Origin of the sequence: Membranihabitans marinus (assembly GCF_019802045.1) — a bacterium.
Classification (GTDB): domain Bacteria; phylum Bacteroidota; class Bacteroidia; order Chitinophagales; family Saprospiraceae; genus Membranihabitans; species Membranihabitans marinus_A.
Genome location: NZ_JAHVHU010000008.1, coordinates 96,850 through 116,392, shown reverse-complemented (window position 1 = coordinate 116,392; position 19,543 = coordinate 96,850). Strand labels below are relative to the sequence as shown.

The window sequence follows — 19,543 nt, the reverse complement described above, 5'->3', positions numbered from 1 at the left end:
AAATTATCATTATGACTTCACGATCACTGTGCTTTTTCTCACATAACCGTCCAGTCATAAACAATATAAGATCCACCGGGTTTCAATAAATGCTTAAGGTTTTACAAAAATGCATTTATGAAATTACTAGAGCAATTGCAATGGCGATATGCAGCCAAACGCATGAATGGATCGGAAGTATCCGATGATAAATTACAAAAAGTATTGGAAGCCATTCGTCTGGCACCTTCTTCCATGGGGCTTCAACCCTTTCAGGTCATCGTCATTGATGATGAAAAAATACGGGAAGATATATTTCAAAATGCATGTGGTCAACCACAGATTCTGGAATGTTCACATTTGCTCATTTTTTGTGGGTGGAATTCTGTGTCCAAACCTCAAGTTGACAATTACATGAATTCAATCGCTCAAACCCGACAGATCGATGTGGAGTTGCTCGATGATTTCAAAGAAAGTATCTTAAAATTCACGGGTTCACTATCCCCTGCAGAGACCCGGGAATGGTCAGCGCGTCAAGTCTATCTGGCGCTTGGTACAGCTATAGATGCATCGGCGTTGTCCCATATAGATACCACACCGATGGAAGGCTTCAACGCCGCAGCCTTGGATGAAATGCTTGGGTTACCTGACCGGGACCTGCATTCTGTTGTTTTACTGGCTTTGGGCTACCGGGATGAACACAAAGATGAATTTGCAAACACACCCAAGGTGCGGCGGAAATTTGAAGATTTATTTGAATTTATTTGATGACAATCGCGTGCTGGTCGTTGAGCCAGTGTAAGAAATGCTTCATGGCTATTTCGGTTTTGAACTGGCTGATAAGAATTTCGATATTCTATTTTATATACTCCTCCAATAAGTGCAATGCAGATGTCGTGACCGGTGTTCCCGGTCCGAAAATATAGTATACACCAGCCTGATAAAGCGACTCATAATCCTGTTCCGGGATGACTCCGCCAACGACGACTTTTATATCATCCCCCCCCAGACGGTTGAGTGATTTGATCGTCTCCGGTACCAGGGTGTCGTGTGCACCGGCCAGCGATGAGACACCTAAAAAGTGAACATCGTTCTCGATCGCCTGACGTGCAGCATCTTCCGGGGTCAGAAACAACGGACCAATATCTACATCAAATCCAATATCGGCAAAACTACTGGCGATCATCCGCGCACCCCGGTCATGACCATCCTGACCCAACTTAGCAATAAGAATCCGGGGTCGTCGTCCTTCTTGTTCTTCAAATGCAGCACACTTTTGTTGCGCTAGTTTATATTGGTCATTACTACTCATTTGACTACCATATATGTGTTGAATTAAACCAGACCGGGCTTGGTACCGCCCAAAGACCTCTTCCAGGGTGTATGATATTTCACCCAGCGTGGCCCGGCTTCTTGCTGCTTCGACGGCCAACTCCAGCAAATTATTCCCATTTTTGGCTCCCTTTCTTAAGGCGGTCAAAGCATCGCTAACCTGTTTTTTATTTCGTTGTTTTTTGACTGTATCAAGCTTTCTCTGCTGATCACCCAGTACTTTTTGGTTATCAATCAACCGGACTTCCGGGGCCTTGGTTTTGTTGGATTGCGTCAACACATTCACCCCGACCATTTCAAAATGACCTAGTTCGATATCGGCCTGTCTTTTCGCAGCAGCTTCCTCAATTTTTTGTTTAGGCACCCCACTCTTAATCGCTTCCGTCATTCCACCCATCGACTCAATATCTTTCACATAGGATAATGCTTCACAGTATATCTTTTTGGTCAAATTTTCTATATATTCTGAGCCGGCCCATGGATCGATGGCTTGCGTCACTGCAGATCTATCTCTTAGATATAACTGAGTATCTCTGGCAAGTTTTGCAGAATGATCAGAAGGAAGTGCGAGTGCCTCATCGTATGAGTTTGTATGCAGAGATTGAGTTCCTCCAAACAAGGCGGCCATGGCTTCCATTGTTGTTCGGGTCAGATTGTTAATCGGTTGCTGTGCCGTCAAACTCCAACCGCTCGTTTGAGAATGGGCTCGTAAACGTTGGCTGGTGGATTTTGCCGGCTGGAAGTCAGCCATTTGGTCACTCCATAGTTTACGAGCGGCTCTTAGTTTAGCAATTTCCACATAAAATGATGTACCTATTCCCCAGAAGAACGACATTCGCGGGACAAAATCATCCACTTCCAACCCAGCCCGAAGACCTGCCCGAACATATTCCACCCCATCCGCTATGGTATAACCCACCTCCAAAGCCGCGGGTGCACCAGCTTCGTGCATGTGGTATCCACTAACAGAGATGGAATTAAAACGGGGCATATATTTTCCAGTATATGCCATGATATCAGATACGATCCGCATCGAAGGTTCCGGAGGATAAATGTAGGTATTACGTACCAGAAACTCCTTGAGAATATCGTTTTGAATGGTTCCGGTGAGCTTATCCAACGAAACGCCTTGTTCTTCGGCGGCTACAATATAGAATGCCATGACCGGAATCACCGCGCCATTCATCGTCATGGATACAGACATCTTGTCCAAAGGGATTGCGTCAAACAACACCTTCATATCTTCCACAGAATCAATCGCTACTCCCGCTTTACCCACATCTCCACTGACCAGATTGTGATCCGAATCATACCCCCGGTGTGTGGGCAAATCAAATGCTACGGACAATCCTTTTTGTCCGGCTTTTAAATTGGCTCTGTAAAAAGCATTACTTTCTTCTGCGGTCGAAAAGCCGGCATATTGTCTGATCGTCCAAGGTCGCCCCACATACATACTGGCATATGGACCTCGCGTAAAAGGTGGCAAACCAGCCTGTCCAATTTCCCATTTGCTGTTTTCATTGCTCATAGTAAACTAAAGATAAAAATACCTGTGTATCCATTCGAATAAAATCAATTTATTATCACAAAAGAAGCATCACTCACATCATGCCTCCGAAGGTATATCTGAATTAACGAAACGAAGCTTTGCGTTTTTTCCCGGTTAAGCGTCCCTCCGCGGGTACACGCCCAACATGCGCCCCATCATCACCAATTGTCCCGTATGATAAGCAGAATGTTCTATGACCAAAAGCACTTCCCGAAATATGGTGTGGATCTCATCGGAATTCTCAGATTGACCCGCTACCCGGTCGTCCAAACCATATTCTGATGTACGTATTAAGTCCGCCAATTGATCCCGCTCTGTGAAATAGGATTTCTTAAGCGCTTCCCACTCTTTCTCATGGTTCGGACCTGTTTTACCTGGCCAGTAATCGCCCGGCCAGACCGGAGGCTCATAAGAGCTATGAATACAGTAGTTTAAAATATCCAGCTGTGTAAACCGAATATGCCAAAACAATTCATAAAAAGAGTATGGGAATGGTTCCGGTCGAAAACCGATCTTTTCGAACGGAACGAGATTCACGATCTTTTCCACAGGCCGAAATGCCTGCCCCATCTTGAGGTGGTAGATAAGTTCATGGGGTACACGGTCTTCGTTCATTATGTCCAATATTTTTATCACGGTGTATTGCACCAAAATTGCAATAAACACTATAACTTTATGATTAATATACAACTTTTAGACCAATTGTCCGGTAAGAATCAACGACTTGTTCTATCTTCGTTTTCCTATGGTCAATTATGAAAAATTTGTTTTGAAGAATGGTCTCAAGGTCATTCTGCACCGAGATGAGGATTCAACGCTTGCAGCGGTGAACCTGTTATATCAACTGGGTTCCAAAAACGAACAAGAAGATCACACCGGTGTCACCCACCTGTTTGAGCACATGATGTTTACCGGCACCAAATCGGTACCGGACATCGATCAGTTATTGCAAGAAGCTGGTGGAGAAAACAACGCCTTTACCAATGCAGATTATACCAATTACTACTCCTACGCGCCCACCAGCAATCTGGAGTTGCTTCTGGCCATTGAAGCAGACCGAATGTACGATCTCGCCATCACCAGAGAGAAGTTTGACATTCAGAAAAATGTAGTTATTGAAGAATTTTATGAGACATGTCTAAATCAGCCCTATGGAGACGTGTGGCATCTGATGTCGGATATGGCTTTTAAAAATCATCACTATAAATGGCCGACGATTGGAAAAACACCAGATCATATTCATAAGTCCACCTATGAAATGATTCATGAATTTTATCAATTTTACTGTCCAAACAATGCCATTTTATCGATTGGCGGTCACATCGACATTGACCATGTCAAAAAATTGGTCCACCAGTACTTTGATCCGATCCCGCCGAAATCGTATGAATTACCAGATCCGGGCCGCGAACCCGAGCAAATGAGTTCCCGGTACAAACAAGTCCAGCGCAATGTACCCACATCGTCTATTTATATAGGGTTCCATATCCCGGAACGGATTCACCGTGATTTTTACACCCTGGATATGATGACTGATTTTTATGCAAGTAATAATTCTTCCTATTTGTATAAAAAATTGGTTAAGGAAAAAGATCTGTTTTCAGGTATCGACGCCTGGGTGGTCGGTTCTATGGATCCGGGGTTGTTGCTTTTTGAGGGAAAACTAAATGACGATACACCTATTGATGTCGCGTTATCTGAACTTCAGACAACCATCGAAGAAGGCCCGCGTGGTCTGACCGACCGAATCGTAAAAAAGATAAAGAATAAAATCCATACCAATTTGATTCAAAGTGAAGTCAATATACTCAACAAGGTCATTTCATTGGCTTACTTTGAAATGCTGGGTAACATCGAACTGATTAATTCCGAAGGCCGTATTTATGATGCGATCGATCAGAATGAAATGATCAGCACGACGAAAAAGTACATCGATTTTAAAAAAGCCAATATTCTGATTTACGAATCCGTGGATCAGTTTACCAACAAAGGGTAATACCACAAGACCATTGCGGGGGGAGTAGTTACCGCCGAAACCGAAAAACCAAAAAGAATACAACCATGGCCTGCGCTCAGTCTTCTATTGGTGGTCAAGCAAATGACCGAAATAATCTTCTTTGGTTTTCATATAACCCTGATTACTTTCCCGGATAGGAATGATTAAGGGTTCCCGGTGAACCAGTTTTACAGAAGATTCCCGGATCGCTTCGACCTTTTCAGGGTTATTCGTCAAAAGTGTGATTTCCCGAACATCCAATTTTTCTAATATTTGCACGGCGACGTCGTAGTGCCGTTCATCCGGGTCAAATCCCAGGTGTACATTGGCTTCTACGGTATCCAATCCCTCATCCTGGAGCATGTATGCCTTGAGTTTATTCACCAAACCTATGCCCCGGCCTTCTTGCCGAAGATAAATGAGGATTCCACCTTCTGCGCCGATGCGTTCTAAGGAAGCACTCAGTTGTTCTCCGCATTCACACCGGTGAGAGCCAAATGTATCTCCGGTCAGACACTCCGAATGTATGCGAACCAACACCGGTTTATCCATATTGGTTTTTGTACTGACCAATGCCAGGTGGGGACTGTATTCATCTTCGTGATCACCAAATGCAATCACTTTAAAATCTCCATAGTCGGTGGGGATGCTTGCCTGTGATAATATCTTCATTGAACCGTGGATGCGTGTGCCAAAAAATAAGAGAATAAACTAATCATATAAAAACTTAAAGCCTGAATAGTTTATTCTCTTTCGTTCTTAATTTCCTGAAGCGCCAAATAGTAAGCAGTACTTACTTTACAGCATTCTCATTCTCACTTTGCATAATTTGTTCCTGACGGCTGATTGATTCTTCGTGAATTGCTTTGAGCACTTTATCGACGAACCGGGAGGAAAGCCCCATTGGTCCAGCTTTCTCCATCATGCCTTCCAAGATCTCGGACCATCGTCCCTGCTGGTAGATGGTGATGTTGTTCTGTTTTTTATACTCTCCGATTTTCTCGGCCAAATTCATTCGATCTGCAAACAACTGAAACAGTTCCTTGTCGATCAAATCAATCTGAGATCGAAGGTCTTCCAGGTTGTGTTGAAAAACCGGATCATCACCCGTTTCTTTACGAACGATTAATTTGTCCAGTACATTTTTCTTTAGATCAGCCGGAGTCACTTGCTGGGCTGCGTCACTCCACGCATCGTCCGGCGTTGGGTGGGTTTCCAACATGACGCCATCAAAGTTCAAATTGAGCGCTGCTTGTGAAACCGAATACAGGTTTTCCCGGTTTCCGGCAATGTGCGAAGCATCACACAAAATCTGAATTCCAGGAAACTCTTGTTTCAGGGCCAGTGGGATCTGCCACTGCGGGCTGTTCCGGAACACACTCTTACCAAACTTGGAGAATCCCCGATGAATCACACCTACCCGATCCAGACCGACGTTGAGCAAACGCTCGATACCGCCCATCCACAGTTTCAGATCCGGATTAATCGGATTCTTCACCAGGACAGGGATATCCGTCCCTTTTAAAGCATCTGCAATCTCCTGCACGGCAAAAGGATTCACCGTCGTTCGCGCACCGATCCACACGACGTCAACTTTTGCTTTTACCGCTTCAAAAGCGTGATCTTTGTTCGCTACTTCGGTGGTAATTTTATAACCAAACTCGTCACGAACTTTCTTGAGCCATTCCAGCCCTTCTGCTCCGATGCCCTCAAACGAATTGGGACGGGTACGGGGTTTCCAAATTCCGGCACGAAACAAATCGACCTTCACATCATTCTCTGCCAATTGGCGGGCGGTTTCCATTACTTGTTGCTCTGTTTCCGCACTACATGGGCCCAACACCTGTATGGGTCGGGTTACATTTTCAAAAACTGGTTTAAACTTCATCATTCAATTATTTAAGTATTTTTTTAATATCATTAGCACGTTCCATGAGTGCATGAAAACGCTCAAAATCCTTTTTGATCAACATCGTCCTGAACTGGCTGATTACGTTGATATGTTCATCCAATACATCCAGGACATTGTCTCGGTTTTGTTCGAAAATAGGAATCCAGGTATCCGGGTTACTCTTCGCCAGCCGCACCGTACTCGAAAAACCACCACTAGCCAGTTCAAAAATCCGGTTTTCATTTTTTTCTTTTTCCAAAACAGTTAGCGCCAGAGCAATGGAACTGATGTGTGATATATGCGACACATAGGCGGTATGTACATCATGCTCTGCTGAATGGTATTCTACAACATCCATTCCAATCCGCTCGTACATCGTTAATATTTCATCCACCACCTCTTTATCGCTGTCTTCCACATCGCAGAATACGCACACCTTTCCCTCAAATAACCGTTGCAAAGCCGCTTGCGGACCACTATATTCCGTACCGGCCATGGGATGCGTGGGCAAGTACCGAGAACGCTTCGGGTGTCCCTTCACACTTTCTACCATATCTTGCTTCGTACTGCCCACATCGATGACCATCTCCTGATCAACCAGGTCCAACACCTGTGGAAGTAGGCGAACAATTGATTGCACCGGCACCGCTAGAATAACCACATCAGATGCTTGAACGAGTTTTTCCAGACTATCGCATCCCTCATCAACGATTCCTTTCTGAAGAGCCACTTCAACGTGCACTTCTAGCTGATCATACCCATACACCCGGCTGGCATAATTACACTCCCTCAGAGCCAATCCCATCGAACCACCGATTAATCCCAATCCAATAATCCCAACCTTCATACGACTGCATTTTTGGTTTTGATCAACTCCTTGACCCGATTCCGGGCTTCATCCAACTGGTCATTCTCGATGCAAATCGATATGCGGATATATGGATCGCCTTGTGTTCCAAATATACCACCTGGTGTAATGAAGACATCCGACTGATAAAGCAACTCATCACTCAAAGCATACCCATCTTCATAATCCGAAGGTACTTTTCCCCAGGCAAACAACCCGGCCTGATTTCGTTCAAAGTCACATCCGAGATCTTCCAGTATCTGATACGCAATTTCTTTTCTATTTCGGTACATGCTATTGAGCTCTTCATACCATTCATCATCCAATTTCAAGGCTGCTGCGGCAGCTAACTGAGTCGCCCGAAACATCCCTGAATCCATATTGGATTTGAACTTGATGACTTCGGATAAAAATTCCTCCCCACCTACCAAAGCGCCAATTCGCCAACCGGCCATATTGTGAGATTTACTCAGTGAATTCAACTCAAGGCAACAACTCCGGGCACCCGGCACAGAAAATATACTACGGGGTTCCGGATTGAGAATAAAGCTGTAAGGATTGTCATGGCAAATCAAAATATTGTGTTTGTCACCAAAAGCAACCAGTTCTTCCCAAAACGAGGTCGTCGGTTGTGCCCCGGTCGGCATGTGAGGATAATTGACCCACATCAACCGAACCCGTGATAAATCTTCTTGCGCCAATTTTTCTAGATCCGGCATCCACCCATTGTCTGCGGACAACTTGTAAAGCCGGTTTTCCCCACCTGCCAATGCGGTAGCTGATTGATAAGTTGGGTATCCCGGATCGGGAACCAATGCTTCATCACCAGGATTGAGGAAAGACATACTTATGTGCATAATCCCCTCTTTGGATCCAATCAAAGGTAATATTTCAGTGTCTGCATCCACAGAAACCGAATACCGCTTCTGATACCAATCACTAAAGGCTCTGCGAAGCTCCGGTATGCCGTAATAACTCTGATAGCCGTGCCCTTCTTCTTTTTGAACTTCCTGATTAAAAACCGACCGCACAGAAGGGGCCGGGGGCTTATCGGGACTTCCGATGCCCAGGTTAATGATGGGCTTGCCTGATACTTTCAATCGGGCAATCTCCTTTAATTTTCGGGAAAAATAATATTCCTTTACCTCGGATATTCGATTTGACGGTCTAACCTTCATAATGCTGTCCTTCTTTATATTTTCCTAATACCCGAACCCCCCGCGCATGTTGGGATAATTCATCGATGATTTCATCTAAACGTTCAGGTTGTGCCAATACAAAATCAGCAAAAAACAAATATTGCCAGGGCTCTCCAAGTATGGGTACACTTTGAATTTTTGTCAGATTACACTTGTTTAGAGAAAGATTCTCCAAAGCCTTATAGAGGCTGCCAATAGCATGGGATACCCGAAAAGAAATCGATATCTTATCAAATTGCTGGTCCGGCATGTGGTCATCCAATACCAAAAACCGGGTGTAGTTTTGCTTATTTGTCTCAATGCTTTCTGCCAGCATTTCCAGATGATACATTTCTCCGGCCAATGAACTGGCTATCGCACCAATCTGATTGTTTCCATTTTGAGAAATGTCATACGCAGATTCCGCCGTATCATAAGTTGATACCAACTGTACATCCGGATACTGTGAAAAAAACTGTTCACACTGAGCCAATGCGATCGGATGGGAATGAACTTCTTTCAGATCTTTCAGCTGCGTACCGGGTAATGCAAGCAGGTTCTGCTTAATCCGTAGATACGTTTCACCCACGATTTTCACACCGGAGTTCTGGATGAGCGAGTAGTTGCGGAGCAAGGTTCCGGCAATACTATTCTCGATGGCCATCATCCCATAATCAATCGTGTCATCATTCATCACATCAGTGATGACTTCATCAAAAGTATGTCGCCCCACCACCTCCACGGGACTGCCTTCATAATTCGCAGCTGCTATGTGATGGAAAGCACCGGGAAATCCTTGTATCGAAATTCTTTTCATAAAGTTTGTTCGTTCCTGTCCTAAATAAAAAAAGGCCCCAAATTTGGGACCTGATTTAGTTTTTCACATTGTGCAATAAACGTCAGATCCCTTTTTGATCGCCAAAAAAGAAATAAACGAAATAAGCGTTTTGTGTACTGTAGTTCATTGCCTATGTATTGTACCGGTCAAATCTAAGGAATATTTTCCGGAAAGAGAAAAATATTTTAGCTTGACAATCAATGCGAAAGGGAAAATCACCAACACAACCTAGAATAATTTTCCAATAACAGGAGAATTACGCGTCTTGATAGAATATTATTCTACATGAATACCATATATAGAAATATTTTTTTTAATCCGTCCACGCTAAAATTAATCCGGTTCGTCAACGGATCCTATAATTAAAGGTTGGCATGACAGAAGCCAGCTCTTGAAAGACAACGCAGACCGTTTCAAAAAAAGCTTTTCACCAGATATTCGTGCCACGATTTTCCGATTCAATCATCCCCCTTCGCTGGATTCCTCCACACTTTATCCTATTTTTGTCAACCAAACCAGATTATATGCATTATACAAATTGGATCATAAATACAGGCTATGCATTTTAAAATATTAATATTAACAATCATGACATTAGCTATGGGATTGACGACAGCCGTTGCCCAGAAAGAAATAACCCTGGAAGACATTTGGTCAAAAGGTACTTTTGCGGCCAAATCCATACCCGGGTTTAACTTTATGAATGATGGTCGTCAATATACCTTGAGAGAAGGAAACACGATCGCGGCCTTTGATATCACCACGGGAGAAAAAACACAAACCATTTTTGATCCACAAACCCTGCGTGAAAAAAACGGGTTTGATGGCAAGTTCGCCAGTTATACTTTTTCACCGGATGAACAGCTTATTTTATTGGCTACCAACCGCAAACAGGTTTACCGCCGATCTTTTCTGGCCACCTACTATCTATACGACCGGAATAAAAATGAAATATCTCTGCTCTATGATGCGGACAGACAGATGAATGCTCATTTTTCGCCAGATGGAATGAAAATAGGATTTGTGCACAAAAACAACCTGTATTATAAAGACCTGGCTACAGATGAAGTAGTTCAGATTACAGAAGACGGTCAGGAAGATGCCATTATTCATGGTGCCGCCGACTGGGTATATGAAGAAGAATTTGCCATTACGAGAACTTTTGAGTGGTCACCCGACGGCCGTTTTCTTGCATGGATCCGGTTTGATGAAAGAGCCGTTCCCCAGTTTACCATGACCAACTACAGAAACGGACTTTACCCCGACTACGAGACTTTCAAATATCCGAAAGTAGGGGAGAAAAACGCTCTGGTTTCTGTACACTTATATGATGTGGAGGATGACCGTTCCCGGGAAGTTGATATCCTAACCTCAGAATCTGACCTCTATATTCCACGGATAAAATGGACCAAACAAGCAGACCAACTGGTTGTGTTCGTATTAAACCGGCACCAAAATAATCTTAAATTAATCCTCGCCAATGCCAACAACGGGGACGCTCGTGTACTCATGGAGGAATCCAACAAATACTATATTGACATCGATGACAATCTGACCTTCCTCGAAGATCGGGAACACTTCTTGTGGACCAGTGAAAAAGCGGGCAGAAATCAAGTTTATCTCATTGATTTTGATGGTCGCAAGAAAAGGATAACACCAAAAAACGATATAGTCACTGAAGTTTATGGTTATGATCCGGCCAGAAAACAAATTTATTATCAGGCCATCGACCATTCACCACTCCAACGAGCTGTTTTTTCAATAGACCTTAAGGGGCAGGTCAAGAAATTAACGAGTGCTGATTTAGAAGGTTGGAACGGTGCCCGATTTAGCACCACGTTTGACTACTATGTACTGGTCCATGCTACGGCAGATTCGCCCCCGGTGTATTCAGTGTATCGCAATGATGGAAAACTCATCCGGGTCATCGAAGACAATGCAGAATTAGCGGACCGGACCACAGAATATGGTTTCCAACCCAAAGAATTTTTCACATTTAAAAATCAGGAAGGTACTACCCTCAATGGGTACATGATCAAACCAAATGATTTTGATTCCACCAAAAAATACCCGGTTTTCATGTTTCTTTATGGGGGGCCGGGAAGTCAGCAGGTGGTCGATGATTGGCAAGGTCGATACCTGACCTGGTTTCAAATGCTGGCTCAAAAAGGATATATTGTTGCCTGCGTCGATAATCGGGGGACAGGTGGTCGCGGTGAAGAGTTCAAGAAACAGATCTATATGAATCTGGGCAAAATGGAAACAGCAGACCAGATTGATGCGGCGAAATACCTTGGAGATCTGCCTTACATTGATCCGTCCCGAGTAGGCGTATTCGGGTGGAGTTATGGTGGATACATGTCTACGAACCTAATCCTTCATGGCAACGACGTCTTTAAAATGGCTATTGCTGTAGCGCCTGTCACCAATTGGCGCTGGTATGACACCATTTATACCGAACGTTATATGCGGACCGAAGCTGAAAACGAGCAGGGGTATCACGATTACTCACCGGTGTATTATGCTGACAAACTAAAAGGTTCCTATTTACTGGTTCATGGTTTATCCGATGATAATGTTCATTTTCAACACGCCGCAGAGATGGCACGCGCTTTAATCGACGCGGGCAAAGAATTTGACACCATGTATTATCCCAATGACAACCATGGGATTTCAGGACCGGGATCCAAGCTTCACTTATTTCGCCTTATGACCAATTTTATTAAAGAAAACCTATAATGGCTCAAAGCAACACCATCCAAATCAAGAATCGCAAAGCAAAATTTGAATATGAATTCATAGAAGAATTCAATGCGGGGATCATACTCCACGGCGCCGAAGTCAAATCCGTGCGTGCGGGAAAAGCCAACCTGGCAGACGCTTTCTGTTATTTTAAAAAAGGTGAACTCTACATCAAAAATTTTCATATCGCAGACTACAAATACAATACGGTACTGGAAATGCGTCCCACTCGTGAACGGAAGCTACTTCTCAAAAAGCGGGAACTTCGAAAAATCCATAAAATCGTCAAAGAGAAAGGGCTGACCATTATTCCGTATCGGGTATTTATCAATGAACGTGGATGGATCAAGGTTCACATCGCTGTAGCACAAGGTAAAAAAGTGCGTGACAAACGACAATCCATTAAGGAACGGGAAAGCAAACGAGAGATGGCACGGGCCAAGAAAATTGATTATTAATAATTACTCAGATATTAATCAGCCAATTATTAGTTCGTAGGACGTCAACCTGAACCACATCAAACAACTATAATTCCACCCAATACATCTTTCAACGTATAAAATTCTAATATTTATATTTATACAAAATAACAACAAACTATTGAAGTTTATTTCGTATATTGGTACCCCATTTTTTGAAAAATCAAAACATCATATTGATTTTATAATTCAATAGTGGCCAGCCATGGCAAGATCGTGGCAAAGAATTGTTGTTGCATTTGGAAGTATGATCTTAATTACTTTCACCAGCCTGAACGGGCAAGGCCACTGGAATGCCTCCAATTGTGGGAATTATGCCCCAACCCTGGATCGGATTGTCACCAACAGTTGTAGCAGTTATGAACCGGATGAATATTTTATTTTTCATACCAATAATAGCAATCTCAATGTATCGGGGCAACAACTCAGTATCCGGGTGAATGTAACCAACGGCAGCTTTGTTTCTGATCGATGGACCTCCAATCCCACAGCTCTGCAAGCCATGAACCAACAAAGTGGTTGTGGAAAACCACTATTTTTGGATCCTTTTGCCGCTCCCTATAATGGCACCATCCCGGCACATGCCAACGTCATCGCATTTGTTCAGCGCAGCCCCGATTTCAGTGGAAAGCTCTCCGGATTGTGCAGCCAGAAAGCCATTTTTGTCCTTTTTGGTAATTATACACCTGGTTTTATCAAGTCGATGTTTGCAAACACCTGCGGATCCAAACCTGGATGCACCCGCCATATCGTGATGAACCTGGGTGGGTGCAGCTATGATATCGTTTATGAACCGGATCGGCAGTCCAATAAGAACGGTGATTACATTTACGGCAGTGGAAATTCTATTCGATATGGCAACGCCTCTAGTTGCCACCCCGTCTTTGCACCACCCAAATATACGCCACCGCCAATTCTTAACCGCACCGAACTGATGAAATGTGAAAATGATGCAGACATCTTTCACAACTTTTCAGTAATGAACGGAGATAATTTTACAGCCTGGTATACCAATATAAATGATCCTCCGATCCATCGGGGCCCTACATTCCGACCACCAGCTTCTTTATTCCCCCAACCCGTCAATAGTCAGACAGCCTCTCGCTCCCTCTTCGTTGCGAACGAATACGGTGGGCGTTCTGGCAAACCCGTTGAATTAACACTTACGACGTATCCGTCTCCCCTCACTGCATCTATTTCACTACTGTGTGGTGGTGATCAAACCTGTAACTTCTGTGACGGTCAGGAAGTCCTATTGGAACTCGATCTTGATCAAAATACACAACAGGGTGGTTTTCCATATAGCAACCTTATAATCAAGAACAATACCACCGAATTCCCGATAACACCACTCCAGACCGGAATCAATAAAATTGTATTACCGCCTCCTTCCTCAGCAAATAATACCTACCGGACCGTTTCGGTTGAAAATAAATACGGTTGCATTTCGACCTCAGGATTTAAAGTAGGCGAACAAGCGATTAATATCCAGAAAAGCACGGCTTATACTCTTCCAAAAATTCCGGATATGTGCACCAGCAGTAACAAATTTCCACTCCCACTTACGGTAGACCAAGTGACCGGGTCCTGGTTTATACAGAACAGATTGATTAAAGAAATTAATCCAAAATCCCTGAAGCCGGGAATCCACTTTGCCACATTCAAACCTTCTAAGCCCTGTCATTCCATTGATTCGGTGCCGTTCCAAATCAGTCCTGTCCCTACTGCGGAAATACTGTTGTCCGATATTGATTGCAGCAAATCCACTTATACACCACAGCTTTCCAGAAGTTCAAGTGCAGGCGGTAAATGGTCCATATCGCCTAAAATCCCCATCGATGGAGTGACCGGCAGCGTTTCCATGAAAGATTTCTTCCCAGGAACTACCTATACCTGGTCCTATCACGTTGGTACAGAATGCATGATCATAGTGGAAGCTGCTATCACTGCACGGGACTGCGTTTGTAAGATATCAAGTAGATCGACTGCTTTATCTTGCAACGACAACGCCACCCCGTCTGATTCCACCGACGATACCTTCACTTTCGATTTAGTCGTAACCGGTAAAAATCATTCCGGACAGTGGATCTTTCAGGATGGATCGTTCAGTGGAACCTACGATACCCCGACTCCGATCGGACCATTCCGAATCAGCGATGGAACACGAACCATCCGAATCAGGGACCATGATGACCCAACGTGTACTACCGAAATTACGATCGACCCACCACCTGCCTGTTCCAACCAATGTGAGATATCGGCAGCACTTACTCAGGTCACGTGCCACGACAACGCCACCCCGTCTGATTCCACCGACGATACCTTCACTTTCGATTTAGTCGTAACCGGTAAAAATCATTCCGGACAGTGGATCTTTCAGGATGGATCGTTCAGCGGAACCTATGACACTCCGACTCAGATCGGACCTTTCCGAATCAGCGACGGAACACGAACCATCCGAATCAGGGACCATGATGACCCAACGTGTACTACCGAAATTACGATCGACCCACCACCTGCCTGTTCCAACCAATGTGAGATATCGGCAGCACTTACTCAGGTTACGTGCCACGACAACGGCACGCCATCTGATACTACCGACGATAACTTCACCTTCGAGTTATCTATGTCCGGACAAAATCACTCCGGAAACTGGACCCTCCAGGATGGATCGTTCAGCGGAACCTATGACACTCCGACTCAGATCGGACCTTTCTCGATCCATAATGGTCAGCAATCCATCCGGATAATAGATGCGAATGATCAAGCCTGTCAGGCAGATATTTCGATCGATCCACCACCTGGCTGTTCCAGCCAATGTGAACTTAAATTTAACCTCAGAGATTCATGCGTAATCGACTCACTTGGGGAGAAGTACATCTACTATTTCATCCAAGTTAACCCCATCCAGCCTTATACAACCATAGGCATATATTTTCAGAATCAGCTGTTTGATATTGTGCCTGGAAGTGGTGAAATTCCTATTGGACCTTTTATGAAAGGTGACATAGGAAAAGAGATTTTCATCACCCATAATAGTCATACTAATTGTCAACACACTTTTAAAATCACTGCTCCTTTGAAATGTAAACATCCTTGCAATCTAAAGATTTCAGATATTTCTCACCCCATCTGCCTGCAGGCTTCGAGTGGAACTTTGAAAGCTAGACATCTTAGTCTGAGAGTTTATTCGAACACTTACCCGGTCCTTTTACAGTTGAATGATCATACAATAGGAAAAGCGATAAACTCTGATTTAAATACATACACTCTTCCGACAGTGCATAGAAAGGCTGTTTCGGGCACCTACACCCTATCCGCCAGAGAAAGCGAGCAATGCAGTACAGAAATCATTCTGAATAGTGCGTGTCTACCGGAAGACATTACATTCCCTAATGCCTTTACACCGAACCAGGATGGGGCCAACGATCTTTGGATTGCACGACTTCCTGATGAAAGTAAAATTATACGGGCAACAATATATGATCGATGGGGAAGGCAAATATACAATGCAGATCAAAAAACATTGTACTCTGGAGAAATTATCTGGAACGGCATGGATGGATCTGTATCCTCAGGAACCGGAGTTTATAAGTTTGAAATAATCTGGACGCACAAATCAAAGAAATATATTCATTCGGGAGACATCCTGCTTATCCGGTAAGCACATTTTATACTCCTGAAACTAAAAAAAACGGGTCGAAAATGATATCATTTTCGACCCGTTCTATATATTATACTGATTTGGCAATTATCCGATCCAGATTATTCGGGAGCCATCAAGCTAAAGTACTGATCCAATTTTGGAAGTACAATTATTTCTGTACGACGGTTCAGTGCTCGTCCGTCGCTAGATCCGTTGCTTGCTTTTTCGATGTATTCAGATCGTCCACCGGCAGTCATTCTCTTCGGATTTACATCATGTTCTGTTTGCAATGCGCGAACAATTGAAGTAGCTCGAAGCACACTCAAATCCCAGTTGTCTTTGATGCACGATGTAGCGATCGGAACGTTGTCTGTATGTCCTTCTACAAGGATGTCAAAGTCATTGTGATCATTAACGATTTTAGCAATTTTTGCTAACACACTATTCGCTTCAGAGGTGATCGCGGTGCTTCCGCTTCGGAATAACAGTTTGTCAGAAAGAGAAATAAATACAACCCCTTTCTTCACTTCTACATTCACATCATCATCGTTCACGTCAGAGAGTGATCTTTTCAGTTTTTGAACCAAGACCAGATTCAGGGAATCTTTGCGTCGCATCGTTGTGTTCAAATCCTGTATATATTTACCTTGTCGATCCAGGGCATTCAGTGACTTCTTGATGCTTTCAGCACCAGTTCGGCTTAACACTGAAAGTTCCTCCAAACGTCCCAAAAGGTTGGTATTTGTTCGCTTCAGGTAATCGATCTCATCTTGCAATTCTTTTACCCGGCTTTGGCTGTTTGAAGCCTGTGACTTAGATTCTGACAATTGGGAATTCAACTCAATCAGTCGTCGGTCTACATCTTCTTTCTGAGCCAACAAAGCAGCAATTTCCTGCTCACAGTCTTTCTTCTCTTGTTCAAGCTGATCCTGTAGGGCTGTGTATTTTTTCTTACTTACACAGGAGGTCATGGATAGGCCAATCACCAGCACAAGGCATAATAGTAGATTTGTTTTCACGGTAACAAGTTTTAATATCAATAAAATTATTTGCGTATTCCAGGCGCTAAAATATTACATTTATATCACATAATGCGAAAAATCACAATGAATTTTAAGATAGTTATTTAACCACCTTCCAATCCCCGCCTTTGATTGGGCAAAAACGATCCCACAGCCACATCTTCCCAGGAATATTCTTCCTATTCTTCCTGATCGATGGTCGTATAAAGTTCTTCCAATTGTTTTTTTACTTTCGGAGAAAACTTTTTGTCATCCACCTGTTCATTGAGAAAGGAATTCAGATCTTCCTGGCTCAAAGTCGTTTTAACCTGGCCAAATTCATCAATATGAATATTAAATCCTTTTAGATCGTCATGGATTCTTGGATTATCTTCCTCTTTCTTACCTTCCTGTGCCATATTTATCGCTTTAAACCGTGGGGAAATATTCTAACGCTTTATTGAGTCTGTTGTTTACTTTTTCTTTCCCAATCACTTCCATCATTGCAAAAAGGTCGGGCCCTTGGAGTACCCCGGCGACTGCTAACCGAAGAATGGGCAATACGACACCATATTTCGTACTCTGAGTAGCAACAAATTCTTCAACTATGGATTTTAGAGTGCTCCGGTCAAAAGGTTGTGCATTTTTAATGTCATCAAATAAGGTAAGGTACAACTCCTGATTTTCTTCTTTATATCTTTTTTTGATCTGTTTTTCATCATAATCCGGCCATTCGGTAAAGAAGTATGATGCCTGATCACTTAATTCGGGAAGCACATGGATCCGTTCCAGGAACAGAGGCACGACCTGAGCCAAATATTCAGGGTCTGCCAGACCGTACATTTCAGGAAACTGCGTTTTGATATATGGCAATAATTCTTCCACATCAGCATGTATCAGGTACTGCTGATTAAACCAACGCGCTTTATCCAGGTCAAAACGAGCTCCTCCTTTAATAATCTGAGATAACATAAAAGCATGAGTCAGTTCCTCCATATTAAATATCTCTCGGTCGTTCCCAGGCGACCAGCCTAATAAAGCCAGAAAGTTAATAGTAGCTTCAGGCAGGAACCCCTCTTCACGAAACCCCTGAAAGACAGCACCGGTATCAGGATCATTCCACTGCAACGGAAAAACAGGTATATTTTGTTTGGCTCCATCCCGTTTACTCAATTTTCCACCGCCCCCAGGTTTTAGTATAAGCGGAAGGTGTACAAATTCTGGAATATGATCTTCCCAACCCAGCATTTGATAAAGCAACACATGATGCGCAGTACTGGACACCCATTCCTCGCCGCGAATTACATGACTAATCTTCATATGATAATCATCCACGATATTAGCAAGGTGATAGGTTGGCCAGCCATCCGCTTTCAAAATCACTTTATCATCTAGTTCGTTGGTATCGAAGGTCACCCGATCACGGACTGCATCGAAAAAGGTCACTTCTTCATCTTCAGGAACCAGCATCCGGATCACATAAGGTGCTCCTTCGTTGATTTTGTGTTCCACTTCAGCAGAAGATAAATTCAAACTGTTATTCAGTCGATGGCGAACCGTCGCATCGTATTTGAATGTAATCTTTCTGGATTCATAAGATTTTCGGATTTCACTTAATTCCTCCGCTGTATCAAAGGCGATGTAAGCATATCCCTCATCAAGTAATAACTGAGCAAACTGTCCATAGAGCTCCTTGCGTTCGGATTGGCGATAGGGTCCAAATGGACCGCCTTTATCGGGTCCTTCATCCGGCTCCAACCCTAACCATTGTAAACTTTCCTTGATGTATTCCTCTGCCCCCGGCATCTTTCTGTTTTGATCGGTGTCTTCTATACGCAAAATAAAATCTCCACCATTTTTTCGGGCAAATAAATAATTATATAGTGCCGTACGAACTCCGCCTATATGAAGTGCCCCTGTCGGACTGGGTGCAAACCGAACTCTTACTCTGTTTTCCGTGGACATAAATTCACTGTCTTTATTTTGTTAAACATTAGCATTATTTATCATATGATTGACTGATTCATTACTTTTACCTGACGAACATATGCCTTGCAAATGTATA

The 19,543-nt window shown here is 43.5% G+C and carries 15 protein-coding genes; 5 read left to right on the top strand and 10 right to left on the bottom strand.

Going from position 1 to position 19,543, the window contains the following annotated elements; translation table 11 throughout:
* Positions 1–117: 117 nt before the first annotated feature.
* A complete protein-coding gene (locus KUV50_RS09270; RefSeq protein ID WP_222579856.1) occupies positions 118–747 on the top strand; it encodes an NAD(P)H-dependent oxidoreductase in 630 nt (209 codons plus the stop codon).
* Positions 748–835: 88 nt separating this feature from the next.
* Here the strand turns inward: KUV50_RS09270 and scpA are convergent, their stop codons facing one another.
* Both scpA and KUV50_RS09260 read right to left on the bottom strand, forming a co-directional pair.
* Complete coding sequence (gene scpA, locus KUV50_RS09265; protein ID WP_222579855.1) at positions 836–2,839, bottom strand: methylmalonyl-CoA mutase; 2,004 nt, start codon at positions 2,837–2,839, stop codon at positions 836–838.
* A 135-nt stretch (positions 2,840–2,974) separates the two neighbouring features.
* A complete protein-coding gene (locus KUV50_RS09260; protein WP_222579854.1) occupies positions 2,975–3,475 on the bottom strand; it encodes a DinB family protein in 501 nt (166 codons plus the stop codon).
* 154 nt (positions 3,476–3,629) lie between these two features.
* Between KUV50_RS09260 and KUV50_RS09255 the strand changes: the two genes are divergently transcribed.
* Complete coding sequence (locus KUV50_RS09255) at positions 3,630–4,856, top strand: M16 family metallopeptidase (RefSeq protein ID WP_222579853.1); 1,227 nt, start codon at positions 3,630–3,632, stop codon at positions 4,854–4,856.
* An 84-nt stretch (positions 4,857–4,940) separates the two neighbouring features.
* On the opposite strand, the gene ribA is transcribed toward KUV50_RS09255, so the two are convergent.
* From ribA to KUV50_RS09230, 5 genes are all read right to left on the bottom strand, one after another.
* On the bottom strand, positions 4,941–5,528 hold the full coding sequence (ribA, locus tag KUV50_RS09250) for a GTP cyclohydrolase II (protein WP_222579852.1): 588 nt from the start codon (positions 5,526–5,528) through the stop codon (positions 4,941–4,943).
* A gap of 121 nt (positions 5,529–5,649) precedes the next feature.
* A complete protein-coding gene (locus KUV50_RS09245; protein ID WP_222579851.1) occupies positions 5,650–6,744 on the bottom strand; it encodes a chorismate mutase in 1,095 nt (364 codons plus the stop codon).
* Positions 6,745–6,751: 7 nt separating this feature from the next.
* A complete protein-coding gene (locus tag KUV50_RS09240) occupies positions 6,752–7,594 on the bottom strand; it encodes a prephenate dehydrogenase (RefSeq protein WP_222579850.1) in 843 nt (280 codons plus the stop codon).
* Positions 7,591–8,772, bottom strand: a complete 1,182-nt coding sequence (locus tag KUV50_RS09235; protein WP_222579849.1) for a pyridoxal phosphate-dependent aminotransferase — start codon at positions 8,770–8,772, stop codon at positions 7,591–7,593. Before KUV50_RS09235 ends, KUV50_RS09240 begins: the two co-directional genes overlap by 4 nt.
* On the bottom strand, positions 8,762–9,589 hold the full coding sequence (locus KUV50_RS09230) for a prephenate dehydratase (protein ID WP_222579848.1): 828 nt from the start codon (positions 9,587–9,589) through the stop codon (positions 8,762–8,764). The genes KUV50_RS09235 and KUV50_RS09230 overlap by 11 nt, the downstream gene beginning before the upstream one ends.
* Positions 9,590–10,198: 609 nt before the next feature.
* Between KUV50_RS09230 and KUV50_RS09225 the strand changes: the two genes are divergently transcribed.
* The 3 genes from KUV50_RS09225 (at position 10,199) to KUV50_RS09215 (ending at position 16,495) form a co-directional block, all read left to right on the top strand.
* Positions 10,199–12,349, top strand: a complete 2,151-nt coding sequence (locus tag KUV50_RS09225) for a S9 family peptidase (RefSeq protein ID WP_222579847.1) — start codon at positions 10,199–10,201, stop codon at positions 12,347–12,349.
* On the top strand, positions 12,349–12,810 hold the full coding sequence (gene smpB, locus KUV50_RS09220; protein ID WP_222579846.1) for an SsrA-binding protein SmpB: 462 nt from the start codon (positions 12,349–12,351) through the stop codon (positions 12,808–12,810). The genes KUV50_RS09225 and smpB overlap by 1 nt, the downstream gene beginning before the upstream one ends.
* Positions 12,811–13,036: 226 nt before the next feature.
* On the top strand, positions 13,037–16,495 hold the full coding sequence (locus KUV50_RS09215) for a gliding motility-associated C-terminal domain-containing protein (protein WP_222579845.1): 3,459 nt from the start codon (positions 13,037–13,039) through the stop codon (positions 16,493–16,495).
* Between the two features lie 101 nt (positions 16,496–16,596).
* Here KUV50_RS09215 and KUV50_RS19585 read toward each other — a convergent pair whose 3' ends face one another.
* From KUV50_RS19585 to gltX, 3 genes are all read right to left on the bottom strand, one after another.
* Positions 16,597–17,448, bottom strand: coding sequence for an OmpA family protein (locus tag KUV50_RS19585; RefSeq protein WP_410000040.1), 852 nt, complete (start codon positions 17,446–17,448; stop codon positions 16,597–16,599).
* Between the two features lie 230 nt (positions 17,449–17,678).
* Positions 17,679–17,897: a hypothetical protein gene (locus KUV50_RS09205; RefSeq protein ID WP_222579843.1), complete on the bottom strand. Its 219-nt coding sequence runs from the start codon at positions 17,895–17,897 to the stop codon at positions 17,679–17,681.
* A 10-nt stretch (positions 17,898–17,907) separates the two neighbouring features.
* Positions 17,908–19,443 (bottom strand): glutamate--tRNA ligase, encoded by a 1,536-nt coding sequence (gltX, locus tag KUV50_RS09200; RefSeq protein ID WP_222579842.1) that lies wholly within the window; start codon positions 19,441–19,443, stop codon positions 17,908–17,910.
* Between the last annotated feature and the right edge of the window lie 100 nt (positions 19,444–19,543).